General features: G+C 38.4%; 24 protein-coding genes. 6 read left to right on the top strand and 18 right to left on the bottom strand.

All coding sequences use genetic code 11. The features are described 5' to 3' along the window. Positions 1-498: 498 nt before the first annotated feature. The 5 genes from ACKGJN_RS09310 to ACKGJN_RS09290 all read right to left on the bottom strand — a co-directional run bounded on the left by ACKGJN_RS09310 (position 499) and on the right by ACKGJN_RS09290 (position 5,137). Positions 499-1,593 carry a porin gene (locus ACKGJN_RS09310; protein ID WP_409539216.1) on the bottom strand — a complete coding sequence of 365 codons (1,095 nt, stop codon included), beginning with the start codon at positions 1,591-1,593 and terminating at the stop codon, positions 499-501. 119 nt (positions 1,594-1,712) lie between these two features. Continuing rightward, positions 1,713-2,954, bottom strand: a complete 1,242-nt coding sequence (locus tag ACKGJN_RS09305; protein ID WP_409539215.1) for an ammonium transporter — start codon at positions 2,952-2,954, stop codon at positions 1,713-1,715. Between the two features lie 30 nt (positions 2,955-2,984). After that, positions 2,985-3,323 carry a P-II family nitrogen regulator gene (locus tag ACKGJN_RS09300; RefSeq protein WP_409539214.1) on the bottom strand — a complete coding sequence of 113 codons (339 nt, stop codon included), beginning with the start codon at positions 3,321-3,323 and terminating at the stop codon, positions 2,985-2,987. 377 nt (positions 3,324-3,700) lie between these two features. Continuing rightward, the gene (gene crcB, locus ACKGJN_RS09295; RefSeq protein ID WP_409539213.1) at positions 3,701-4,084 is read right to left on the bottom strand and encodes a fluoride efflux transporter CrcB; all 384 of its coding nucleotides are present in this window, start codon (positions 4,082-4,084) and stop codon (positions 3,701-3,703) included. Positions 4,085-4,087: 3 nt separating this feature from the next. Further along, the gene (locus ACKGJN_RS09290; protein ID WP_409539212.1) at positions 4,088-5,137 is read right to left on the bottom strand and encodes an SRPBCC family protein; all 1,050 of its coding nucleotides are present in this window, start codon (positions 5,135-5,137) and stop codon (positions 4,088-4,090) included. 90 nt (positions 5,138-5,227) lie between these two features. On the opposite strand from ACKGJN_RS09290, the gene ACKGJN_RS09285 reads away from it, so the two are divergent. After that, a complete protein-coding gene (locus ACKGJN_RS09285; RefSeq protein ID WP_409539211.1) occupies positions 5,228-7,279 on the top strand; it encodes a dipeptidyl-peptidase 3 family protein in 2,052 nt (683 codons plus the stop codon). Between the two features lie 117 nt (positions 7,280-7,396). Here ACKGJN_RS09285 and ACKGJN_RS09280 read toward each other — a convergent pair whose 3' ends face one another. The 5 genes from ACKGJN_RS09280 to ACKGJN_RS09260 form a co-directional block, all read right to left on the bottom strand. Continuing rightward, positions 7,397-7,585 carry a hypothetical protein gene (locus ACKGJN_RS09280; protein WP_409539210.1) on the bottom strand — a complete coding sequence of 63 codons (189 nt, stop codon included), beginning with the start codon at positions 7,583-7,585 and terminating at the stop codon, positions 7,397-7,399. Between the two features lie 93 nt (positions 7,586-7,678). Then, a complete protein-coding gene (gene bioA, locus ACKGJN_RS09275; protein ID WP_409539209.1) occupies positions 7,679-9,010 on the bottom strand; it encodes an adenosylmethionine--8-amino-7-oxononanoate transaminase in 1,332 nt (443 codons plus the stop codon). A 43-nt stretch (positions 9,011-9,053) separates the two neighbouring features. Beyond that, a complete protein-coding gene (gene bioD, locus ACKGJN_RS09270; protein WP_409539208.1) occupies positions 9,054-9,680 on the bottom strand; it encodes a dethiobiotin synthase in 627 nt (208 codons plus the stop codon). Then, a complete protein-coding gene (locus ACKGJN_RS09265; protein WP_409539207.1) occupies positions 9,677-10,090 on the bottom strand; it encodes a putative signal transducing protein in 414 nt (137 codons plus the stop codon). The genes bioD and ACKGJN_RS09265 overlap by 4 nt, the downstream gene beginning before the upstream one ends. Positions 10,091-10,158: 68 nt before the next feature. Continuing rightward, the gene (locus ACKGJN_RS09260; RefSeq protein WP_409539206.1) at positions 10,159-11,319 is read right to left on the bottom strand and encodes an aminotransferase class I/II-fold pyridoxal phosphate-dependent enzyme; all 1,161 of its coding nucleotides are present in this window, start codon (positions 11,317-11,319) and stop codon (positions 10,159-10,161) included. A gap of 35 nt (positions 11,320-11,354) precedes the next feature. Here ACKGJN_RS09260 and ACKGJN_RS09255 point away from each other — a divergent pair, with 35 nt between their 5' ends. Next, positions 11,355-11,804, top strand: a complete 450-nt coding sequence (locus ACKGJN_RS09255; protein WP_409539205.1) for an MgtC/SapB family protein — start codon at positions 11,355-11,357, stop codon at positions 11,802-11,804. Here ACKGJN_RS09255 and mnhG read toward each other — a convergent pair. The 7 genes from mnhG to ACKGJN_RS09220 form a co-directional block, all read right to left on the bottom strand. After that, the gene (mnhG, locus tag ACKGJN_RS09250; RefSeq protein ID WP_409539204.1) at positions 11,801-12,193 is read right to left on the bottom strand and encodes a monovalent cation/H(+) antiporter subunit G; all 393 of its coding nucleotides are present in this window, start codon (positions 12,191-12,193) and stop codon (positions 11,801-11,803) included. The genes ACKGJN_RS09255 and mnhG overlap by 4 nt on opposite strands. Beyond that, positions 12,194-12,466 carry a monovalent cation/H+ antiporter complex subunit F gene (locus tag ACKGJN_RS09245; protein WP_409539203.1) on the bottom strand — a complete coding sequence of 91 codons (273 nt, stop codon included), beginning with the start codon at positions 12,464-12,466 and terminating at the stop codon, positions 12,194-12,196. Next, positions 12,463-12,939, bottom strand: coding sequence for a Na+/H+ antiporter subunit E (locus ACKGJN_RS09240; RefSeq protein ID WP_409539202.1), 477 nt, complete (start codon positions 12,937-12,939; stop codon positions 12,463-12,465). The genes ACKGJN_RS09245 and ACKGJN_RS09240 overlap by 4 nt, the downstream gene beginning before the upstream one ends. An 86-nt stretch (positions 12,940-13,025) precedes the next feature. Then, the gene (locus ACKGJN_RS09235) at positions 13,026-14,552 is read right to left on the bottom strand and encodes a proton-conducting transporter transmembrane domain-containing protein (RefSeq protein ID WP_409539201.1); all 1,527 of its coding nucleotides are present in this window, start codon (positions 14,550-14,552) and stop codon (positions 13,026-13,028) included. Beyond that, positions 14,549-14,902, bottom strand: coding sequence for a Na+/H+ antiporter subunit C (locus ACKGJN_RS09230; protein ID WP_409539200.1), 354 nt, complete (start codon positions 14,900-14,902; stop codon positions 14,549-14,551). The genes ACKGJN_RS09235 and ACKGJN_RS09230 overlap by 4 nt, the downstream gene beginning before the upstream one ends. A gap of 3 nt (positions 14,903-14,905) precedes the next feature. Beyond that, positions 14,906-15,316, bottom strand: a complete 411-nt coding sequence (locus ACKGJN_RS09225; RefSeq protein ID WP_409539199.1) for a Na+/H+ antiporter subunit B — start codon at positions 15,314-15,316, stop codon at positions 14,906-14,908. A gap of 10 nt (positions 15,317-15,326) precedes the next feature. Next, positions 15,327-17,633: a putative monovalent cation/H+ antiporter subunit A gene (locus ACKGJN_RS09220; protein ID WP_409539198.1), complete on the bottom strand. Its 2,307-nt coding sequence runs from the start codon at positions 17,631-17,633 to the stop codon at positions 15,327-15,329. A 470-nt stretch (positions 17,634-18,103) separates the two neighbouring features. Between ACKGJN_RS09220 and ACKGJN_RS09215 the strand changes: the two genes are divergently transcribed. Then, positions 18,104-18,490: a pyrophosphohydrolase domain-containing protein gene (locus ACKGJN_RS09215; protein WP_409539197.1), complete on the top strand. Its 387-nt coding sequence runs from the start codon at positions 18,104-18,106 to the stop codon at positions 18,488-18,490. A gap of 100 nt (positions 18,491-18,590) precedes the next feature. Here the strand turns inward: ACKGJN_RS09215 and ACKGJN_RS09210 are convergent, their stop codons facing one another. Further along, positions 18,591-19,664 carry a branched-chain amino acid aminotransferase gene (locus ACKGJN_RS09210; RefSeq protein WP_409539196.1) on the bottom strand — a complete coding sequence of 358 codons (1,074 nt, stop codon included), beginning with the start codon at positions 19,662-19,664 and terminating at the stop codon, positions 18,591-18,593. Between the two features lie 109 nt (positions 19,665-19,773). Between ACKGJN_RS09210 and ACKGJN_RS09205 the strand changes: the two genes are divergently transcribed. The 3 genes from ACKGJN_RS09205 (at position 19,774) to ACKGJN_RS09195 (ending at position 21,926) form a co-directional block, all read left to right on the top strand. Beyond that, positions 19,774-20,274 (top strand): DUF4920 domain-containing protein, encoded by a 501-nt coding sequence (locus ACKGJN_RS09205; protein WP_409539195.1) that lies wholly within the window; start codon positions 19,774-19,776, stop codon positions 20,272-20,274. Beyond that, positions 20,275-20,949 carry a tRNA (5-methylaminomethyl-2-thiouridine)(34)-methyltransferase MnmD gene (gene mnmD / locus ACKGJN_RS09200; protein ID WP_409539194.1) on the top strand — a complete coding sequence of 225 codons (675 nt, stop codon included), beginning with the start codon at positions 20,275-20,277 and terminating at the stop codon, positions 20,947-20,949. Between the two features lie 74 nt (positions 20,950-21,023). Continuing rightward, positions 21,024-21,926 (top strand): TIGR01777 family oxidoreductase, encoded by a 903-nt coding sequence (locus ACKGJN_RS09195; protein WP_409539193.1) that lies wholly within the window; start codon positions 21,024-21,026, stop codon positions 21,924-21,926. Positions 21,927-21,973: the final 47 nt, after the last annotated feature.

The raw sequence follows: 21,973 nt of genomic DNA, 5'->3' as shown, positions 1-21,973 counted from the left end.
TAATTTACGGTAAAGAGCCAAGATCGTTCAGCCTTCGGTGTAACTGCAAGAACCAAGAAAAAAGACTCGATTTTAATTAGCTGATAAACATTGAGTTATATTTTTTGTTTATCAAAACACTTTAATTTTCTATATAAAAGAAAAATTCAAAAAAGTAAGGTTTGTTTATTGTATATCCTTTAAGAGACCCAAAAGGCAAAATTGAACTAAAAGTGTCACGTCTAAAGGAGCGGAGTCGAGACGTTTTGTATGACCCTTCGACAAAGACTGTCTAGATTTCTAAACGGATAAGCATTTTGTTTATTGCAAATACCAATGGAATGCCCAATGAATAAGTTCTTTCAGCTTTCACATAAATGTTTTCCGGACAACAATGTAAAAAAATTAAAGCTAGCCAAAATCAGATGAATTTTGGCTAGCTTTAATTTTGAGATGAAATTCACAAAATTTCTTAAGGGTTAAATCCCGCTGTGGTTTTTTTTCCTTTTCATACCGAAATTAGAAAGCATAAACTGCAGCCAGAATAAATGAAGAAAGCTTGTTTGTTGGCAGCAGATTGGTGTTTACAAAAACATCTTCAGAAACGCTGTCCAGTCTTAGTTCCGGTTTTATGCTAAGACTGCCAACCGTGTAATTTCCTGTAAGGGTGAAGTCATAGGTTTTTACACCTGCACCGTAAACCGGACCACCATCTTTCATTTCCTCAAAATATTCAGCTCTAAGTCCAAGAGCAAAATTTTCAGAGGTTTTAAACTGTGGATATAATGCCGCGCCGTAAAAACCTTCGCCATTGGAAGAATAAGTTGTATTCAGGCCAAGGTAAAATACAGTTGTTATATCCCATCCCGTAGTAAGATCTATTTGAAATGTGGCAGAAGTATTGGGAGCCTGTTCCCCGTAAAGTACATTTAAAAATGCGCTTCCGGAATCCGTTGAATACCCTAGTTGTCCACCAAAAGAGTATAGTCCAAAAGGATCAAATTCTGTCCAGTCTGTGGGGTTCATAATCGCCAGCATTCCGCTCCAGTTATCAGAGAATGAAAAATCGGCTTTCAAACCCGTATGTGAGAAAGGGCCGTAAGAGAACATATAGGAAGTGGAATAATTGAAATTTCCAACAGGGGAGATAACTTCATATCCAAGAAAAGTATTAAAATTTCCCAGGGTCAGGGTTAGTTTTTCACTTACATTATAGTATACATAAAGTTGGTTTACCAGGTTTGTGGAAGGTCCTGAAAGAAAAACGGCGTCTTCACCTCGTGGCCCTATAACCAGATCGGCTACAAAACCAACTTTTTCCCCTTCATAGCCTAAGATCACATTAGCCATTCCCAGGGCAAATCCGGGATCATTCGCAAAAGAGGTGGCAGGAGCCTGTGGTGAACCTATGATGTTTTCATTCTCATCATATTCAAATTTATTGAGGCCGTTGAAATTTGTTCTAAAATAGGTGTCTACAGAGCCCTGAATACTGAATTTCGAAATAAATCCTGCTATTCCTTCAGATTCTTGTGCCAATAGAGGATTAATTGAAAATCCGAGGCACAGAATAATTAAAATTTTTCGGATATTTGTAGTGGTGATTTTAATCATGATAAAAGCTGTGTTTAATTAATTGAAAAGAGTTGAACTGGTCTTTGATTGATAAGAATTACTTTATAGGAGCGCTCCGCCAAGCGCTCCTTTTTTATTCCTTTGAATGCATTCGTAAATTACTTTTCCTGGATTACCCCAAATTCTGCATAGGCATCCATTCCATGTTCATGAAGATCCAGGCCTTCGGTTTCGCTTAGGCCATCCATTCTCAGGCCTAAAGTTGACTTGATCGTATAAAAAATAAGAAGGGCTGAAATACAACAGAAAGCACCAATTACTCCAACGCCCGCCAGCTGCTTGAAAAATTGATCCCATCCTGCCAGGTTACCAAAAATCCCTACTGCCAGGGTTCCCCAGATTCCGCATATAAGGTGTACCGGAACAGCTCCCACAGGATCGTCCAGTTTTAACTTATCTATAAGCGCAACCCCCAGAACGATTATTACCCCTGACACCAAGCCTATCAATACCGCATCGGTTGGTGACATTTGATCGGCTCCTGCGGTAATACCTACCAGTCCTCCTAAAATTCCATTTAAAAACATGGTAAGATCATAATTTTTATATCGGAAGGTAGAGAACAGGAATGCCGAAATTCCACCAGCTGCTGCTGCAAGACAGGTTGTAACCAGCGTGATAGAGGTTAAGGATGGATCGGCAGAGAGGACAGAACCTCCATTAAATCCAAACCAACCAAGCCATAGAATAAATACACCGGCAGTTGCAAGGGGAATGTTGTGACCTGGAATTGCCTGAGAAATCCCATTTTTGTCAAATTTGCCAAGCCGTGCTCCCAACAGATAAATTCCTATCAGGGCTGCCCAACCACCTACAGAGTGAACAAGTGTTGAGCCTGCGAAATCATAAAATCCTAATTCATCTAAAAAGCCACCTCCCCATTTCCAGGATCCGGCAATAGGATAAACGATAGCAAGGTATACCATCGCAAAAATCATAAAACTGCTAAGTTTAATTCTTTCCGCCACCGCTCCGGAAACTATAGTAGCCGCCGTTGCAGCAAACATTCCCTGGAAAAGAAAATCGGTATAAAAGGTGTAGCCTTCATTATAGGTGAGATCCAAAAACCCCTCTACCATAGGAGCCTGTATGCCAAAAAGGCCTAAAAAATAATCGGGGATAATCCCATAAAGAAAAGATGCAGGGTACATGAGGTTAAACCCTATCAAACTGTAGATCAAAAGACCGCTACAGATTATAAATACATTTTTGAACAGGATGTTTATCGCATTTTTTTGACGTGTGAGGCCAACTTCCAAAAGAGAAAATCCAAGGTGCATAAAGAATACCAATGCAGTGCATAACATCATCCACACATTGTTAATTGTAAGTACTTCCATTTTAATTGGTTTTAGTTGAGTTTAATAATTTTAGTTTAAGGAGTCTGTTCCACCTTCCTGGGTTCGTATCCTGTAGGCTTCTTCTATGGTTGAAATAAATATCTTGCCATCTCCCACCGCTCCTGTGTAAGCGGTTTTAAAAATTACCTGCAGTGTTTTATCCAGAAAATCGTCAGATATAACTATGGAGACCAATCTTCGTTGTATATCGGTTGTGCTGTAGGAAACTCCACGATATACATGTCCCTGTTTTTCATTACCAACTCCGGTAACATCCCAGTAGCTGAAAAAATTGACACCAATGTCATGGAGCCCCTTTTTTACTTCTTCAAATTTTGACTTTCTGATAATAGCCTCAATTTTTTTCATAATATTTTGAGTTTTCGATTTTGGTAAATATATAAAATTATCATTACAGGGGTATAAAAATAGGGGGTAAGTAGTGAAATATATCAATTTTAAAAAATTAACCCCTAATTTTTTAGGGGTTGATTTTTGAAAACGATGTATTTTTATTATAATGTAAAAAATTAGCTGATTTTTTAATTCCTGAAAATTGAAATGAGGGATATTGCAGCCAATTTTTATTGAAACTGGTTGAAAAAAAGCTGGAAAAAGAAATTAAGGAGGTTTTTCAGAAAAAAAAGGCTGGGTTTTCAGGTTGAAAAAAGCAGTTGTTTTCCTTCGGAAAGAGATGAAAAAAGGATAGTGGAATATTTAAATTTACGAAGTGAGATTAAAAAAAATTAAACCAATTTAGAGAAATATAGTCCGACGAAAATAGCCGAAAAACCCAGGATAAGTGTTCCTAAAGTATAAATGGCAAAATGAAGATAATCGCCAGATTTAAGCAATTCCTGATTTTCAAAAGCAAAAGCAGAAAAAGTAGTGAAGCCTCCGCAAAAACCGGTTGCAAGAAAAAGTAAAGCATTGCCGGAAAGCGAATTATTTTTAAGTGCAAGGCCAAGGATAAGACCCAGCAGCAAACTTCCCACGAAGTTCACGGTAAATGTTCCAAGTGGAATTGCAATAGAACTGGAATAGGAGGCCTCATTCAAATATTTTGAAATCAGGTATCTCAAGCTGCTTCCAAGTCCCCCTCCCAAAAAAACCATCAATAAAACTTTCATAATCTAATTCTGTTCCATTTCCCCGGCTAAAGGGATGTAGATCTCGGTTATCCAGTTCGCAGGGTTTGGATTGTCCTCAGGTCCTATTTTATAAAATTCAAAGGCCTGTCCGGTTTCCGAGGCTTGTAAATTGTTTTCTGCAATATAATTACCTGCACGATCCCAGGCTCCCCTTAGATACTTATAATCTCCAATCAATGTGGTTTTTACAACTTTTTGAACCGGCATCATCCCATTAAGAACACTGCTGTCATTGGGAGTGATCACCAGGCTGGGTGTAAAAACCCCTACCGAATAGATCGCAGAATTATTTGCTTCATCCCATTGATTGTAAAGAACAAAGGGTTTTCCTAAAATACTGATGTTATTGGATTCCATATAATTGCGAACCTGGATATACATTTTTTGCATTTTCTCCGGAATCTGATCGATTTTTGAAGCTGTGGTAGTATACATATAAAAACCACCGCCATGTGTTGTAATTCCATCTACATTGATAGAGTAAACATCCAATTTATTTTTCACCTCTCTTTTCAGGTTTTCAAGACCTTCCTGAAACATTGGCCGCATTAATTCTGAAAAAGATTGATCCATAAAGTTAAATGCGAGTTTTTCCATAAAACTTTGCTCTCCCTGCATTCCCCAGGTAACTTTTGTCCCTTCCTCCAATTCTTCGAATTCCCAGTTAATCTTACTATGAGTTTCTCCGTATTTCGAAATAAAGGTGAGATCCTGTTCTAAAGCGGAATTTGGAGTTATCGCTGTTGTTTTTATTTCCCCATCTCCCTCTTTCTCACTTTTCCAGGAATAGGCAGCGTCTTTTCCTCTGGTAATATCGGAATAGGTGAGGATCATATCATCGGTATCATCTGCCCAGGGACCCCAGTTTTCCCAGTTTTGAAAATTATTTACCTCTTCAAAAACAACCGGTACCGGCGCTTCAATAATAATGCTTTCTTCAATTTGATACTTTCCGTCCTTGGTGGCAATATAAATGGCACCTGCAATAATTACAATTAAAATTAGAAAGAATAAATATTTTAAAATTTTCATCAAAACGGGGGTTTTAAGATTCCTTTGGCTAATATAGGTATTTTACAGGATGCTAATTAGTACATTTGCGGTAAAATAAATATACCGAATATGAAACTCAATTCATTATGGATGCTGCTATTGGCATCAACCCTTCTGTTTTCATGCAAGGATGAAAATAAAGACACATCTGCTGAAGAAGCTGTTGTTGAATCGGAATTCAACTACAATGTGGAAGAATTTGCAGATATCAAGATCCTGCGATACCAAATTCCGGGTTGGGAAGATCTTACCTTAAAAGAACAAAAACTTGTTTATTACCTGGTACAGGCCGGACTTGCCGGACGTGATATTATGTGGGACCAGAATTACAGGCATAACCTTGCCATAAGGGGTGCTTTGGAAAATATCTATCAGAATTATGAAGGCGATAAAAATTCTGAAGACTGGAAAAATTTTGAGATCTATTTAAAAAGAGTATGGTTCTCTAATGGAATTCATCATCATTATTCGAATGCCAAATTAAAACCAGAATTCAGCAAAGAGTATTTTGAAACGCTTTTATCTGAAACAGGGACTGAACTTTCCGGAGAAGCTTTTGAGGTTATCTTTAATGATAAAGATGCCAAAAAGGTAAATCTGGATGAATCTTTAGGACTTCTTGAAGGATCGGCCATCAATTTTTACGGAGAAGATGTTACGGCTGCTGAAGCTGCAGCATTCTATAAAACGAAAACTTCCCCGGATCCGCTAAAACCACTTTCTTTCGGACTTAATTCCAAGTTGGTAAAAGAAAATGGCAAGTTGGTGGAAAAAGTATGGAAAAGTGGCGGAATGTACGGTGCTGCAATAGATGAGATCATCAAATGGCTTGAAAAAGCTGAAACGGTGACTGAAAATGAGCAACAAGGAAAAGCGCTGGGCCTGCTTATTGAATATTATAAAACCGGAGATCTTAAAACCTGGGATGATTATAACGTGGCCTGGGTAGAAGCAACCGAAGGCAATATAGATTACATAAACAGTTTTATTGAAGTCTACAATGATCCTTTAGGATACAGAGGTTCCTATGAAAATATAGTGCAGATAAAGGATTTTGAAATGTCTGAAAAAATGAGCGTTCTGGAAGACAATGTTCAGTGGTTTGAAGACAATGCTCCTTTGATGGAAGAACACAAAAAGGATTCGGTTGTAGGGGTAACCTATAAAACCGTGATCGTTGCCGGGGAAGCCGGAGATGCATCTCCAAGTACTCCAATTGGGGTGAACCTTCCTAACTCAAACTGGATACGCCAGGCTCATGGAAGTAAATCTGTTTCCCTTGGAAATATCATTGAAGCTTATGATAATGCAGGGAGCAGCGGAGTCCTGGAAGAATTTGCGCACGATGAAGAGGAAATTAAATTAGAGAAGGAATATGGAAAGGAAGGCGATAAACTTCATACAGCACTTCACGAAGTGGTTGGCCATGCTTCCGGAAAAATCAATCCCGGTGTTGGAGAGACCAAAGAAACCTTAAAAAGTTATGCTTCTACCATGGAAGAAGGAAGAGCCGATCTTGTTGGACTTTATTACCTGATGGATCCAAAAATTCAGGAATTAGGATTGACCGATGATTGGAAGAAAACCGGAATGGCCGCTTATGACGGGTATATTAGAAACGGGTTGATGACCCAGCTAAGAAGACTGGAATTGGGTGATAATGTTGAAGAATCTCATATGCGAAACCGCCAGTGGGTTAGTGCCTGGGTTTTTGAAATAGGAACTGAGGAAGGGGTTATCAAAAAGGTTTCCAGAGATGGAAAAACCTATTACGACATTAAAAACTATGACAGGTTACGTGAATTGTTCGGGGAATTGTTGAAAGAAACTCAGCGAATAAAATCTGAAGGGGATTATGATGCTGCACAAAACCTGGTAGAGAATTACGGGGTGAAAGTAGATCAGGCGATTCACAAGGAAGTTCTGGAAAGAAATGCACAATTTAAATCACCGCCTTACAGCGGTTTTGTAAATCCGGAATTGGTTCCTGAAATGGATGATCAGGGAGAGATTATTTCCATCAACATTGAACATCCAAAGGATTTTGCAACTCAAATGCTGCAATATACTAATCGGTTTAACTTTTTACTTATAGAAGAACCGGCAATGTCCAATAACTAGACGGAGCTGTTATTTATTTAAAAAGCCTTATCGATTCGATAAGGTTTTTTTTATGCCGACTTAAAACTTGGTATCGCAATCTATACCAGTTGGCAAATCACTTATAAAACTGAGTAATTATTCCTTCAGATAAGCTTTTATTACAAACAGCAGCGCTATAAAAACAAGGAATCCTGCCAGCACAAATAAACTGCCTTTGTAATATTTTTTATGAAGTGCGAGATCCTTTCGGTAACTAAATATTATTACGATTACAAAAGTCAGGAAAAATAATGCGGCAAAGATTAATTGTCCGGTGCTAAACATTTTAAATATTTTCTTGCAAAGTTATACTTTTCCGAAGCATTTAACCGAAAGAAATACGAATATAGAACCGGAAAGAATGCAAATTGGGTTGGATTAAAATTTCTCGAGTGCAGCCACTATGCTTTGATGAATTTTCTCCAATTCCTTATTGGAAATTACGAAAGGCGCTAAAATATAAATCGTGTTTCCCAAAGGCCGCAAAAATACTCCGGAATCCATAAAATGTTTAAATAGCTGATTGCGAACTTCGCCATAACGCTCCATTTCCACATCGAGTTCGAACGCAAGGATCACTCCCAGCTGACGAATATTTTTCACTTTAGGATGCGTTTCAAGCTTGTTTTTGAATTCCTGATGTGATTTGGTCACCCGCCTGATATTCTGTTGAATTTCTTCAGAAATCAATAATTCTATTCCCGCCAAAGCAGCAACGCAAGCAAGCGGATTGGCAGAATAGGTATGCCCATGAAAAAGTCCTTTTGCGATCTCATCAGAATAAAAAGCATCGTAGACTTGCTGTGAACAGGTAGTGATTGCCATTGCCAATAATCCGGCAGTTAAAGCTTTAGAGAGGCAAATAATATCTGGCGGGGTTTTTAAATAATCGGAAGCAAAATGCTTACCTGTCTTTCCAAATCCTGTCATCACTTCGTCTGCCACACAAATAATATCATTTGCTTTGCAAACTTTCAGCAGTTCATTTAAACCATTGGCATCGTGCATTTTCATTCCGGCAGCTCCCTGCACCAAAGGTTCATAGATAAATCCGGCGATGTTGTGTTTTAAGATTAGATCCTTGAGAATACTTACAACTTCAGAAGTGTTTTCTTCCTTTGGAACCGGGATTCTTACCACTTCGATAAAATGCTCTTCAAAAGCACCATTATAAACCGATAATCCTGAAACCGACATCGCCCCAAAAGTATCTCCATGAAAACCTTCCTCAAAAGCCAGCATTACCTTCCGGTCGTTTCCAAGATTATGATGGTATTGCAAGGCCATCTTGATCCCTATTTCGGTTGCGGTGGAGCCATTGTCGCTAAAAAACAGTTTTTGCTGATTGGAAGGAAGAATTTTAATTAAAGCTTCCGATAATTCTATTGCAGGTTTGTGGGTAAAGCCGCTAAAAACAACCTGATCGAGCTGCAGCATTTGTTCTGCCACCTTTGCCGTGATATGCGTATTGCAATGCCCATACATACTGGTATACCAGGAAGCGATCCCGTCTATATATTCCTTTCCGTCTTCATCATATAAAACACTTCCTTTTGCCTTTACAATAGCAAGCATCTCACCGGATAATTTATGCTGGGTAAGTGGGTGCCAAAGGTGTTTCTGGTCACGTTGAGACAGGGTTTTTCCTTCGTTATCTCCTTCATTTGAATGTTTTACAGACTTTTTTGTATTCTTATTTATTTCTGACATAGTTGTTTTTCAGTAACTCTCAAATCCCAAATTTGATTCAGGATTAAAGAAGTTCTTTAAATTTCATTTTAAACTCTTCGGCGTATTCTTTTATGACATTTCTATCAAAATATGGCTCATCCTCAATCCTTCCTAAACAATGCACCCCCGTCATTTTCATAATTATATCTTCTGAAGTTTCATTTTTTTGGCCGTTAAAAATAATTCCGAAGCATAGCAATCCGCGTGATTCCAGGGCTTCAATACTCAGTAAAGTATGATTGATACTTCCCAGGTAATGCCTGGAAACGAGGATCACCTTATCCACCGGGCGAATGAGATCTATGATGGTCTCTTTGTTGTTTAATGGAACCAGCAGTCCGCCGGCACCTTCAATTACCAGATTATTGGTGGTTTTTGGAGGTTTAATTTTTGCTGAAGTAATCTTGATCTCATCAATTTCGGCAGCTGCGTGCGGGCTCATAGGTGTTTTTAAAGCAAAGCTGTTGGGGTGAAAAACCGTTTTTTTGTTAGTGATTAGTCGTTCAACTTTGTGAGTGTCGGAATTTTCCAGATCTCCCGCCTGAATTGGTTTCCAGTAATCGGCTTCCAGGGCTTCGGTGATGATAGCGGAAACGATGGTTTTACCAACATCGGTTCCTATCCCGGTAATAAAATAGGTGTTCTTCATTCCAAATCGAATTTTTGTTTACAGGTATTGCAGCGGTATTCGTGGCGGGTATTAATTGGAGGGGAATTACTTAAAAATGAGAAAATGTAAGCCAGAAAAGATTTCACATCCTTTACAGTTGTAGCAAGCTCCACTTTTGTGCTTCCACAAATGGGACATTCAATTTCCTGTCCGTCATCATCGAGTGAATATTCACTGATGGATTTGAGAATATGTAAGGCCTTTGCTTCATCCTCTGCCCACACTTTTAGCTTAATTCCACCAATAGCATTGCTTACCAAAGGATCTGTATCTATCGTGAACTGATCAAATAAAAAAACCTCAACCCCTTCTGCCTCCAATCGGGATTTAATTATTTGTGCTTCCGAAGAATATTGAAATACAGCGATTTTGGAAAAAGTTTCTTGCATAAATACCTGTTTTCTATACCGGTCAGAGTCTTTGTTGGTGATTAGGTCGATTTTTCATCTTCCTCATTTCATTTTATAAAAGTAGCCAATAGTTTTACAAGATTTTGAATATCCTCCTTCGTATTAAAACTGTGCAAACAAATCCTTAACCGCTCTTTTCCTTTGGGAACTGTAGGCGAGCGTATAGGTTTTACATCGAAACCTTCAATCTGAATTTTATGCGCCAGCTTTTTCACGGTATCATTTCCCGGGATTATGCAGCAATGTATGGCAGAATCACTTTTTATGAAATAAGGTTTCAACCCCTTTTTAAGGATTTCCTTCTGAAAGGAGCGAATATTCTGCTGAAGTTTTACCACTTCTGAATTTGTGCTTTCTGAAGTTTCAAGAGAGTTATATGCTTCCAGAATACAGGCAACCGAATGTGGCGGCAATGCGGTAGTATAAATAAAGCTACGTGAGAAATTGATCAAGTATTCCTTTAATTCCCTGCTTCCCAAAATTGCGGCGCCATGGCAGCCAAGGGCTTTGCCAAAAGTAACGATACGCGCAAATATCCTATCCTGAATTTCCAGTTCCTGAACAAGTCCCTGGCCTTTTTCACCAAAAACCCCGCTGGCGTGTGCTTCATCTACGATAAGGAAGCAATTATATTCTTCGGCTAAATTTGATAATGCAACCAGGTCCGGGAAATCGCCGTCCATGGAAAATACAGACTCTGTAACGATGTAAATTGCTGCAGCATTGAAGTCTTCCCTTTTTCGAAGTATTTTATTTCGCAGATCTTCCAAATCGTTATGAAGGAATTTATAAGCCTTTGCATTGCTCATTTTTATTCCGTCACGTATGGAAGCATGCGCAAGTTCATCATATAAAATGAGATCCTCTTTTTGGGGGACGCAGGAAAAAAAGCCAATATTGGCATCGTATCCGGAGTTAAAGATTAGTGCTGCTTCGGTTTGGTGAAATCCGGCTATCAAGGCTTCAGCTGGTTTAAATAATTCGTGGTTTCCGGAAAGCAACCTAGAACCGGTAGCGCCGTTTTTAAGTAATTTTTTTTCGGATAAAGTCTGATAGCTTTTGCTGAAAAGCGCTTCAGAAGAAGCAAACCCAAGATAATCATTGGAAGAAAAATCGGTTAATTTTAGCGTATTTCCTAAATCCCGAAAGCTATTCTCCTGGATTCGTTGCTCAATTCTTTTTACTAAATTTATGGGTAGCTTTTGCATAATGCTAAAATACAATTTATAGAAATGCGATAATTATGGATTTGACAGATTTTAGTTTAAGGATAAGCCTTGCCGCCTTAGCGGGGATTTTCATAGGCCTGGAGCGGGAATTTAGGGGCAAAGATGCAGGATTAAAGACAAATGCCCTTGTGGCTCTTGGAGCTTGTGTTTTTGTATTGATATCTCTTGAATTCAGGGGGGAAGAATTTGTGGATACTACAAGGGTAATAGGTCAGGTGGTTGCAGGAATTGGGTTTATTGGAGCAGGTACCATTTTGCAACAGAGGGGAAAAATTGAAGGTTTAACCAGTGCGGCAACCATTTGGTGTAGTGCAGCTGCAGGGTGCCTTGCTGCTATGGCGATGTTCTGGGAACTTGGGATAATAAGCTTACTGGTGCTTTTTATCAACTTCATTTTCACAATAATTGAAAATAAACTGATACGGAACAGGAAACAAAAAAATGAAAAAAGAAACCAAGACTAGTTTTCCGGCTTGTTTTTTATTTCCTCTTCTTGCTCTCCACTGTTAAGAGTATTAGTAGAACTATTATATTTTCCTTCCAGATCGTCCATAACAGAATCCTTCCAAAGTTTTACTCCGGAGAAATAGGAAGTACGGCCAATTAAATGGGCGCTAACAGGTGCTGTAAGCAATATAAAAAGAATAATAACAAGCACCTTGGCAGTTATTGCTATATCGTAGGAATGGATTGCGGCAGCTAATAAAAGCAGTCCTATTCCCAGGGTTGCAGCCTTGGTGGTTACAGAAATTCTCAAATAAGTATCTGGCATGCGAATCATCCCCACTGCTGCAAAAAGAACGAACAAGGTTCCCAAAAATGCTAAAATTCCAACAATTACTTCTGTGATCATTTATTTATCTTTTTTTTGCTGAATATAATAGGTAAATGCTACAGTTCCCAAAAAGGCAATCAGCGCCATGATCATTGCCACGTCCAGAAAAGCCGGTTGATTAAAAAGGATGCTGTATGCTGCAATAAAACCAATTCCCGCAGTAACAATTAAATCCAATGCGATTATACGGTCTACCATATGAGGGCCAATAACGAACCTTATAAAGATCAATATAACCGAGATTGATAATAACGGAAGTACGAAATAATATATAAAATCGAGTAATGTCATCTTAAAATTTCCAATAAGCGTTTTTCAAAACCATTTTTAATCCCTGCAATAAAACTGTCTCTATCCTGGATATACATGGAATGAACGTATAATACCTTTTTATCTGTTGAAACATCCAGGCTTAAAGTACCTGGTGTAAGCGAAATAAGATTGGCAAGGAAAGATATCTCTATATCTGTGGATGCATCCAAAGGTACTTTTACAATGCCGGGTGTCATATGATGTTTAGGCGTCATAACCTCATAAGCTACCTGCAAATTTGATTTCAACAATTCATATAAAAAGAAAAATATGAAACCAATTACCTTAGGAACGATCCTGAAATATTTGGCATCTTTTCTGCCGCTTGTAATAATTCGCAGGATAAAAAAACCAACAGCGAAGCCAAAAATGTAATTTGGCAATTGAAAATTACCTGTAAGAGCTACCCATAGAAAGGTTAAAAGTATATTTGATAGGAACCTGTTTTTCATCTGTAGATATCTATTGTTTTTTTAATGGACATATGTTATTCGCATATCTTCATGGGTGTTTGTATCGTGTTTCCGTTATGCTCATTTCATGGTTTCAAATTTTGGCCGGTTTTAAAAACCGCATCTATATACTGCTGATTGTCCATCAATTCACCAGCAACTCTTGTTGATAATTGTTGCACATGTTCTGCTCCAAAACCAATATATAATGAAATAATAGATAGGAAAACAATTGGTGCTACCAATTGGATTTTCCTGGTTTTATTTAAATTTTCGAAATATCTAAAGTTAAGTCTTTTTGGCAATTCAACTTTATCTTTCCAAATTACATTTGACCAAACCTTTGCTATAATTACTAAAGTGATTAAACTGGCAAAAAGGATTGCTCCAATAGCCCACCAGCTTTGATCGTTAAAGCCTGCAGTTAGGAGTGATAATTTTGGCCAGAATCCTGAAAGCGGAGGGATCCCTACCAGGGAAAATAAAGGAATTGCGAAAAGTAAACTCAACCTGGGGTATTCTGCGTAAAGTCCGCCTAAAGATTTTATATTATTCGTCCCTTTTATTCTGTAGATTAAACCACCTACCATAAACAAGTTTGTTTTTACCACAATGTCGTGTATAAGATAAAAGATAGTTCCGGCTATTGCAACTTCCGTATACATTCCCAAACCTATGATCATATAACCTATATGACAAATAATTAAATAGGAGAAAACTTTACGCAGGTTGGTTTGAATAAGCGCTCCCAATCCGCCACTTATAAGAGTTAGAATAGCCATTATGAGGATGGTATCCTGCATAAAGACATCGCCCACAAAAATAAGGGTGAAAACTCTTATTAAAGCATACACCCCAACCTTGGTCAATAAACCTCCGAATATGGCAGAAACAGCCGATGGTGGTGTATGATAGGACGCTGGCAGCCAAAAATACAAAGGAAAAACAGCAGCCTTTATTCCAAAAGCCACTAAAAAGAGAATAGCAGTAATTTCAACCAATCCTCGATTTTCGATGGCAGCCACTTTAATAGATAGATCTGCCATATTGAGGGAGCCTGTTAATCCATACAATACAGCTATTGCCGTAAGAAAGATCATAGAAGCCAGAATGTTTAAGGTGAAATATTTCACAGCTCCTTCCAATTGGGCTTTCTCTCCTCCCAAAGTTATAAGCACAAAAGAACTTATAATAATAATTTCAAACCAAACATAAAGGTTAAAGATATCACCTGTTAAAAAAGCACCTATAAGGCCCAGTAACAAGAAATGGAAAATAGGAAAATAGCCAAATTTTAATCGGGCGGGAATAATAGAGGAAGCAGAAAAAGCTGAGACAGCCACCCCGGAAATCGAGGTCAGCAACACCAGGGTAACCGCTAAAGTATCGGCAACAAAAGTAATTCCGAATGGGGCTTCCCAGTTACCCGCCTGTACGGTTTGAGTTCCGTTTTCCCAAATATATGCAAACAGCCAGATGGAAACACCTAAATTTAGAATTCCACCCAAAATACTTATCACCCTTTGCCAGCTAATCCTCTTCCAGGAAAACATTAAAATAATGCTCAAAAACAATTGAAGCAACAGGGGGTATAGAACTAATTGTTGTGTCATGAATCTTGGTCTATTGCGTTCATTTCATCTAAATCGTCTGTTTTCACTACTTTGTATGCTCGTTTAATTAAAATTATAGCAAAAGATTGCAGGCCAAAACTTATAACGATTGCAGTTAATATCAATGCCTGTGGAATTGGATCGGCATAAGCCGCTTGAAAGACTTTAAGGTCTCCCGGAATAATAGGAGGACTGCCTTTAGTAATTCTTCCCAGTAAAAAGATCAGAAGATTTGCTCCATTCCCAAGAATAATGATTCCCAGAATAAGCTTTACAAGGCTGCGCCTCAGGATCATGTAGATCCCCGCAGCATAAAGTATCCCTATCATTACCGCCAATACTATCTCCATAACTTAAATGGTATCTGCAATTGTGAAAATTATTGTTAAGGTTACCCCAATTACCACCAGGTAAACCCCAATATCAAAAAAGAGTGCGGAACCTAAAGACCCAATTACGGGTATCGCCTCAGGATACCAAAGTCCGGTCATAAATGGCAAATTAAAAATGAGCGGCGCCATACCGCTCAAAAATGCTAAAGCAAGTCCAACAGGCATTAAAAAGCCAGGATGAAATCTTATTAAAGTCTTTGTATTCGATAAGCCATTTGCAAATGCATGGAGCACAAATGCAATTGAAGCCATTAAGCCACCTACAAAGCCACCTCCGGGAAGGTAATGTCCTCGTAAAAGTATGAATACTGAAAATAACAACAATACCGGTAAAAGATAAGAGGAAGCTGTTTTTAATATTATTGTTCTCATTGTTCGTCTATTAACGTTGATCTGTTTTTTTAAGCCTTAATTTTAATAAGCCGAAAACTCCAATGGCCGCAATTGCCAGAACCGAAATTTCCATGAAAGTATCAGATCCTCTGAAATCTACCAGAATAACATTTACAACATTTTTACCATGCGCAAGCAAATAGGCATTTTGGGCATAGTATTCACTAATTTCCATATGTACCGGTTGTGCAAGTACTTCCAGGATCAATATTGTGATAATAGATCCAAATGCAATTGCAAGGACCCCGTCTTTTATTCGGGTTTTATAATCTGAAAGCTTCAAATATCGAGGTAATTTATATAACACCAATACAAAAAGGATCACGGTAAGCGTATCTATTGAGAATTGCGTCATTGCAAGATCCGGGGCACTATAGAAAACAAATACCAAACAAATGGCCAGTCCCATTACGCCCATGGAAGCTACCGCAGCAAGTCTGGACCTGGTAAACACCGTAAAAAACACTGCTATTAATAAAATGGCCACGACCGCAATCTCATAGACTGTTATTCCTGATAAACTCGAAAGATCGATTGAAAAAGTTGCAGTATTATATAATGTATATCCAGATAAACCTATTAGGAACACCATGATCGTTGAAACATAATTCCGAAGATATCCATTTTGAAAAATCCTGGTCCATAAGGAGGAAAACTTATTGAACAGGCTCCAAAATCCTGAAATAATAGATTCCGGAGAAATGTATTCAACCCGTTCAGCCATGTTTACCAATTTTTGGGAAGGCTTAACTGTAAAATACAAAACGGTACCAATTACAATAGTAGCAACACTTAGCCACAATACCGTATTAAATCCATGCCAAAGCTGAAGGTGCTGATCTCCCGCATCCTGCCCCATAGCGGCTACAACCGGCTTTATGAGTGATCCTTCAATTATACCCGGAAAAACTCCAAATACGATTCCGGCAACCGAAAGAATAATTGGTGGTACCCATAACAGGAACCCGGGTTTTCTTGTTTTTGCAAACCTTTCAGGAAGCTTTCCTATAAAAGGACTTATTCCGGCAACAAAACCTGCGTGTAGCAATAAAATCTTAGTGATTAATATCAATGCAATCCACAACAACGGAGTGCTTACCAGAGCAAGTGTAGATTCATACGTGAGTTCTTTACCAAGGAAACCTATTGTTGGTGGGATCCCTGCACTGGAAATAGCAGCAAGAAATCCGGCAATGGCAACTGGCAGCATTACCTTTCTAAGTCCGCGTAAAACAGTAACATCACGGGAAAGGGTTTGATGATCTATAATACCTGTAACAAGAAAAAGAGTTGCTTTATACAAAGCGTGTACCACGATAAAAACAGCAGCAGCAAGCAAAGCCGCTTCGGTTCCCTGCCCGATTAAAAACACAAGAATCCCAAGCGCCGATATGGTTGAATATGCCAGAATCCCTTTAAGATCTTTTCTAAAAAGCGTATGAACAGCAGCATATACCATAGTTATTGCCCCTACTATAATCAAAGTTGAATTCCAAAATTCCTGATTTCCCAAAACAGGGGTCATTCGCATAAGCAAATATATCCCGGCTTTCACCATAGTAGCAGAATGCAAATACGTTGAAACCGGCGTAGGAGCCTTCATCGCTCCCGGTAACCAGAAATGAAACGGAAATTGTGCCGACTTTGTAAAGGCGGCCCCAAAAATAAGAATCGCAATAAGAATATAATATGGGCTTGCAGCGATTTCACCGCTGGAATTCAAAAGTTCATTAATACTATAACTTCCACCTACCGAACCCAAAACCAAAGCGCCGGCAAGAAGCGATAATCCACCAAAACCGGTGATGGCAAGCGCAGTAATGGCCGATTTTCTCGATTCAGGATTGGAATTATTAAAACCTATCAGGAAAAAAGAGCTAATACTTGTTAATTCCCAGAAAACAAAAAGAGTTATTAAATTATCTGAAAGCACCAAACCAAGCATCGCAGCCATGAAAATACTGAGATAACCATAGAACCTGTCCAAATATTTATGATTCTTAAGGTATGCAGCGGTATAAATAAAAACCAAAAATCCTATTCCTGTTATCATTAAAGAGAAAAGCAGGGATAGCCCATCTAAAGTGAAATCAAGATTGACTCCAAAGGAAGGAACCCAGGAATAACTATGAACGATAGTTCCACCATCAGCAATTTCTGGAATAAACTGAAGAAAATAGCCAAATAAAACCAAAGGTATAAGTGACGATACGATGCCGCCTTTTCCCTGGAAAAATTTCCCGGTAAAAACCAATAACAATGAAAACAGAAAACCTAATAGTATAGCTATAAGCATGCGCGACTTAAATTCGGTTATTCGCAAATATAACAGTAATTATTGAAGTAATAAGTGAAGAAATTCACTTAAGTAGTAGGAAACAGCGGGCATTAATAGTATTAACCTATATATAAACAAATCTTAAATAATCCTCAGTAACAATCTTAAAAATGTACTTATTACGCATATAAGAGGCAGGTAAAAACCGCTGGGTACGGTGGTTTATTTTTTAAAAAAATTAAAGGTTTTTAGCTTTAATTTTCATCCAACTGAAAATCAAAGATTTAAGTTTTGTTAAAAAAAAGAATAAGCCCTTCAAAAAAAGTATAGTTTTTTCATTTCGGGTTTATAAATAGTCCAATCTTTTTGCGGGTTTTACTAAAATTAGTATGTTTATTTAAAAATCACTTCGGAAGAATAAAATATCTTCAGAACAAAATTCAGACTAATCAGACTAAAAAGAATATCCATTAAATAAAAATAATTCTATGCAAAAGAGAATCGCAGCAGTTCACGAATTTCACTCGGCGTTTGGACTGGGAATCAAAAACAGCCCGGAAGCCCATCTTGGTGAGGCCAGAAATTTACTCAGGTTTAACCTTATGAAGGAGGAAAATGAAGAATATCTTGAAGCTGCCAATAATAATGATCTTACGGAAGTTGCAGATGCCCTGGGCGATATGCTGTATATTTTATGCGGAACCATTATTGAACACGGGATGCAGCATAAAATTGAGGAGGTTTTCGAGGAAATTCAGCGCAGTAATATGAGCAAGCTGGGGGAAGATGGAAAGCCTGTTTTTCGGGAGGACGGCAAGGTCCTCAAAGGGCCAGGTTATTTCCCCCCGGATATAGCTTCAATTCTCAAAAAATAAAATTCAGGAATCTGTAAGAATTAATCCTGACATTCTTTTCTATAAAAAAGACCTCCAATTTGGAGGCCTTTTTTATAGTTGTAAGATTAAAGAACCTGATCTATTGTTTTACTTCATGTCTCCAACCGAATTTATCTTCTTCCAGGTTATACTGAATTTTCATCAGTTTGTCTTTTAGGAATGTTGCATAAGATTCGGCGAGTTTCGGTAATTCATATTTTTCGCCTTTGTAACCAAATCCATTAATTGGGTTGATTACAGCTGCGGTTCCGGCGCCAAAGATCTCTTTAAGCGAACCATCTTTTGCAGCTTCCACGATTTCTTTCACAGAGATTTGTCTAACTTCCACCGGGATGTTATAAACTTCTGCCATGGCGATCAAACTTTTTCTGGTAATTCCATCCAGGATTCTGTCGCTTATGGGCGCGGTTAGCAATGTATCGTTCACCCTGAAAAAGATATTCATAGTTCCTGCTTCCTCGAGGAATTCATGAGAATTTGCGTCGGTCCAGATAATTTGCTGGAAACCTTCTTCTTTTGCCAGACTGGTGGGGTAGAATTGGGCTCCGTAATTTCCGGCAGCTTTCGCAAAACCTACACCTCCATCGGCAGCACGGCTAAATTCTTCCGAGAATTTCACCCTCACTTCCCCTGTATAGTAGGATTGCGCAGGAGAACAAATGATCATGAATTTATAGTTTTTCCCGGGAGATGCTGAAACTCCGGGTTCTGTAGCAATTACAAAAGGTCGTATGTATAATGAATTTCCAAAGCCTTTTTTAATCCAGTCTTTGTCAATGTTTAACAAAGCCTCTAAACCTTTGAAAAAATGTTCCTTTGGAAATTCCGGGATGGCCAATCTTTTAGCCGATTTATTGATCCGGTTAAAATTTTCCTCGGGACGAAACATCCATATCTTGTCATTTTCATCCCTAAAGGCTTTCATGCCTTCAAACACGGCCTGTCCATAATGAAACACTTTAGCCGAAGGTTCAAGTTCAATAGGACCATAAGGCCTTATTTTTGGTTGTTGCCATTCGCCGTTCTCATAATCACAAACCATCATATGATCTGTAAATGTATTCCCGAAGATTAAATTTTCAAAATCTACTGATTTTATTTTAGAACTGGGGGCTTTTACAATATCTATGTTGGTAATAGTGTCGTTTTTCATTAGGTCAATTTTAGAATAGCAAATTTACCGAAATATAAATAGAATCAAAATCGAAAGTTTTGGTAAATTTGACAGGTTATCAGGTTTTTACCCTAAAAATGAAAAAATTATGAGAAATATATGGATTTTTACTATTTTCTGTACGCTGTTGTTCAGCTCCTGTAAAAATGTAAACCCAGAGGAGACTTCTGCTGAAAACGAACAGGTACTGGCGTATGATTCCTTTGGGGAACAAATCTCAGCTCAAAACGCCCTTTCTCCTGAAGAAATGATGGCAAAGTATAAAAATTTAAAACCGGGAGATACCCTTGAGTTGAGTTTTGAAGGAAAAGTAAATACAGTCTGCAAGAGCAAGGGCTGCTGGATGGAGTTGGACCTTCCGGAAGAAGAAAATGTAATGGTGAAATTTAGAGACTACGGATTTTTTGTTCCAAAGGATATTGAAGAACAAAAAGTTGTGATCCACGGGAAGGCGTTTGTAGCCGAAGTTTCTGTGGAAGAACAGCGTCATTATGCAGAAGACAATGGGAAATCGGAAGCTGAAATTACCGTGCCTAAACGTACTTTGTCGTTTCTTGCAGATGGCGTACTAATTAAAAAAACCGAATAATTGAAAAGAGAAATTATTGAAACAGCAGATGGTTCGAGCACTATTTATCTCCCTGAGCTGAATGAGCATTATCATTCTAAACACGGAGCTATTCAGGAGGCGCAACATGTTTTTATAAAAATGGGACTTTTGGAGGTGATATCCCGCAAGAATCCTTCTGAAATTTCCATACTTGAAATAGGATTTGGAACCGGATTAAATGCCCTGGTTACCTGGCAGCAAATTCTGAATAAAAACATTTCTTTAAAGTATACCGGAGTGGAAGCCTATCCCATTTTAAAGGAGGAGGTTGCAAGCCTTAATTTTCCTGAAGAACTCAGTGATATAAATGCAGGCTCATTCTTTAAAAAATTGCACGCAGGAAGTTGGGAAGAAACCCATAAACTTTCGGAAAATTTCACCCTTACCAAACAAAAGAAATTTTTCCACGAGATCGATGATAAATTAAAATATGATCTTATCTATTTTGATGCTTTTGGAGCCCGTGTTCAACCCGATCTATGGACGGTGGATATTTTTAAGAAAATGTATGATTCCCTTATCCCGGGAGGAATTTTGGTTACTTATGCTGCTAAAGGTTCCGTGCGAAGGGCTATGCTGGAAGTTGGGTTCCTTGTGGAGAGACTGCCCGGACCTCCGGGAAAACGCGAAATGCTAAGAGCGACCAAAAAATAGAAAATCTACCTGTTAAATCAGTAATAAAATTAAGACTGCCCTTAGCCTGATTTACTATATTGTAAGAAAAAAATATGCGAATATTAATTTCAGGAGCTACAGGCCTTGTTGGATCCCATATCACTCAACTTTGCAAGGAAAAAGGAATTTCAGTTAATTATCTCACTACGAGTAAAGAAAAGATTAAGGACCAGCCGGAAAACCAGGGTTTTTTTTGGAATCCTGCATCAGAAGAGATCGATGAGGCTTGCTTTAAAGGTGTAGATGCCATCATTCATTTGGCAGGTGCAAGCGTAGCCAAACGCTGGACAAGCAGTTATAAAAAAGAAATTATAGAAAGCAGGGTGAAGTCTGCAGCCTTGCTTCACAAGTCTATCCAGAATTTAAATTTTAAAATACTACACTTCATATCTGCCAGTGCAATAGGAGTTTATGCAAGTTCCTACGAATTATTATATTTTGAGGAAGATAAAGCTGTAGATGATTCCTTTTTAGGAGAAGTTGTGGTTCGTTGGGAAAAAGCCGCTGATGAGTTTAAAGACCTTGGAATGGAGGTTTCTAAAATTAGGATTGGGCTGGTGCTTGCAAAAGAAGGTGGAGCCTTACCAAAAATGAAAGAACCTGTTTCCTTAAATTTAGGAACTGCCTTTGGAAGTGGCAGGCAATGGCAATCATGGATCCACGTGGATGATCTCGCCGGAATTTTCATTCATGTGCTGGAAAATAAGCTGGCGGGAGTGTATAATGGAGTTGCGCCAAATCCCGTAACCAATAAGGAATTGATGGACGAAATAGCAGGACGTCTAAATAAATCTATATGGTTGCCAAATGTTCCGGCATTTGCTTTAAAGTTGTCTTTGGGGGAAATGTCCAGAGCCTTGCTGGCAAGCCAGCGTGTGAGCTCAGATAAGATTGAAAGGACAGGCTTTGAGTTTAAATATAAAAATTTACCCAAAGCCCTCGAGGATCTTGTGTAAAAAAAAAGAGGCTGCAATTTTTTGCAGCCTCTTTTTTTAAATTTTTA

Origin of the sequence: Gillisia xinjiangensis, assembly GCF_046298265.1 — a bacterium.
Taxonomy (GTDB): Bacteria; Bacteroidota; Bacteroidia; order Flavobacteriales; family Flavobacteriaceae; genus Gillisia; species Gillisia xinjiangensis.
Note: the sequence above shows the minus strand (reverse complement) of the source record. Positions and strands in the feature narration are given on the sequence as shown.

Coding starts and splice junctions, on each gene's coding strand:
- bioA (WP_409539209.1), bottom strand. CDS start 9,010: ATGTCAGAAATAAATAAGAATACAAAAAAGTCTGTAAAACATTCAAAT.
- crcB (WP_409539213.1), bottom strand. CDS start 4,084: ATGAAAGTTTTATTGATGGTTTTTTTGGGAGGGGGACTTGGAAGCAGC.
- ACKGJN_RS09310 (WP_409539216.1), bottom strand. CDS start 1,593: ATGATTAAAATCACCACTACAAATATCCGAAAAATTTTAATTATTCTG.
- ACKGJN_RS09305 (WP_409539215.1), bottom strand. CDS start 2,954: ATGGAAGTACTTACAATTAACAATGTGTGGATGATGTTATGCACTGCA.
- ACKGJN_RS09210 (WP_409539196.1), bottom strand. CDS start 19,664: ATGAAAAACGACACTATTACCAACATAGATATTGTAAAAGCCCCCAGT.
- ACKGJN_RS09245 (WP_409539203.1), bottom strand. CDS start 12,466: ATGACATTACTCGATTTTATATATTATTTCGTACTTCCGTTATTATCA.
- ACKGJN_RS09215 (WP_409539197.1), top strand. CDS start 18,104: ATGCAAAAGAGAATCGCAGCAGTTCACGAATTTCACTCGGCGTTTGGA.
- ACKGJN_RS09220 (WP_409539198.1), bottom strand. CDS start 17,633: ATGCTTATAGCTATACTATTAGGTTTTCTGTTTTCATTGTTATTGGTT.
- ACKGJN_RS09235 (WP_409539201.1), bottom strand. CDS start 14,552: ATGACACAACAATTAGTTCTATACCCCCTGTTGCTTCAATTGTTTTTG.
- bioD (WP_409539208.1), bottom strand. CDS start 9,680: ATGAAGAACACCTATTTTATTACCGGGATAGGAACCGATGTTGGTAAA.
- ACKGJN_RS09290 (WP_409539212.1), bottom strand. CDS start 5,137: ATGAAAATTTTAAAATATTTATTCTTTCTAATTTTAATTGTAATTATT.
- ACKGJN_RS09255 (WP_409539205.1), top strand. CDS start 11,355: ATGGATTTGACAGATTTTAGTTTAAGGATAAGCCTTGCCGCCTTAGCG.
- ACKGJN_RS09225 (WP_409539199.1), bottom strand. CDS start 15,316: ATGAGAACAATAATATTAAAAACAGCTTCCTCTTATCTTTTACCGGTA.
- ACKGJN_RS09195 (WP_409539193.1), top strand. CDS start 21,024: ATGCGAATATTAATTTCAGGAGCTACAGGCCTTGTTGGATCCCATATC.
- ACKGJN_RS09280 (WP_409539210.1), bottom strand. CDS start 7,585: ATGTTTAGCACCGGACAATTAATCTTTGCCGCATTATTTTTCCTGACT.
- ACKGJN_RS09205 (WP_409539195.1), top strand. CDS start 19,774: ATGAGAAATATATGGATTTTTACTATTTTCTGTACGCTGTTGTTCAGC.
- mnhG (WP_409539204.1), bottom strand. CDS start 12,193: ATGATCACAGAAGTAATTGTTGGAATTTTAGCATTTTTGGGAACCTTG.
- ACKGJN_RS09260 (WP_409539206.1), bottom strand. CDS start 11,319: ATGCAAAAGCTACCCATAAATTTAGTAAAAAGAATTGAGCAACGAATC.
- ACKGJN_RS09230 (WP_409539200.1), bottom strand. CDS start 14,902: ATGGAGATAGTATTGGCGGTAATGATAGGGATACTTTATGCTGCGGGG.
- ACKGJN_RS09240 (WP_409539202.1), bottom strand. CDS start 12,939: ATGAAAAACAGGTTCCTATCAAATATACTTTTAACCTTTCTATGGGTA.
- ACKGJN_RS09285 (WP_409539211.1), top strand. CDS start 5,228: ATGAAACTCAATTCATTATGGATGCTGCTATTGGCATCAACCCTTCTG.
- ACKGJN_RS09265 (WP_409539207.1), bottom strand. CDS start 10,090: ATGCAAGAAACTTTTTCCAAAATCGCTGTATTTCAATATTCTTCGGAA.
- ACKGJN_RS09300 (WP_409539214.1), bottom strand. CDS start 3,323: ATGAAAAAAATTGAGGCTATTATCAGAAAGTCAAAATTTGAAGAAGTA.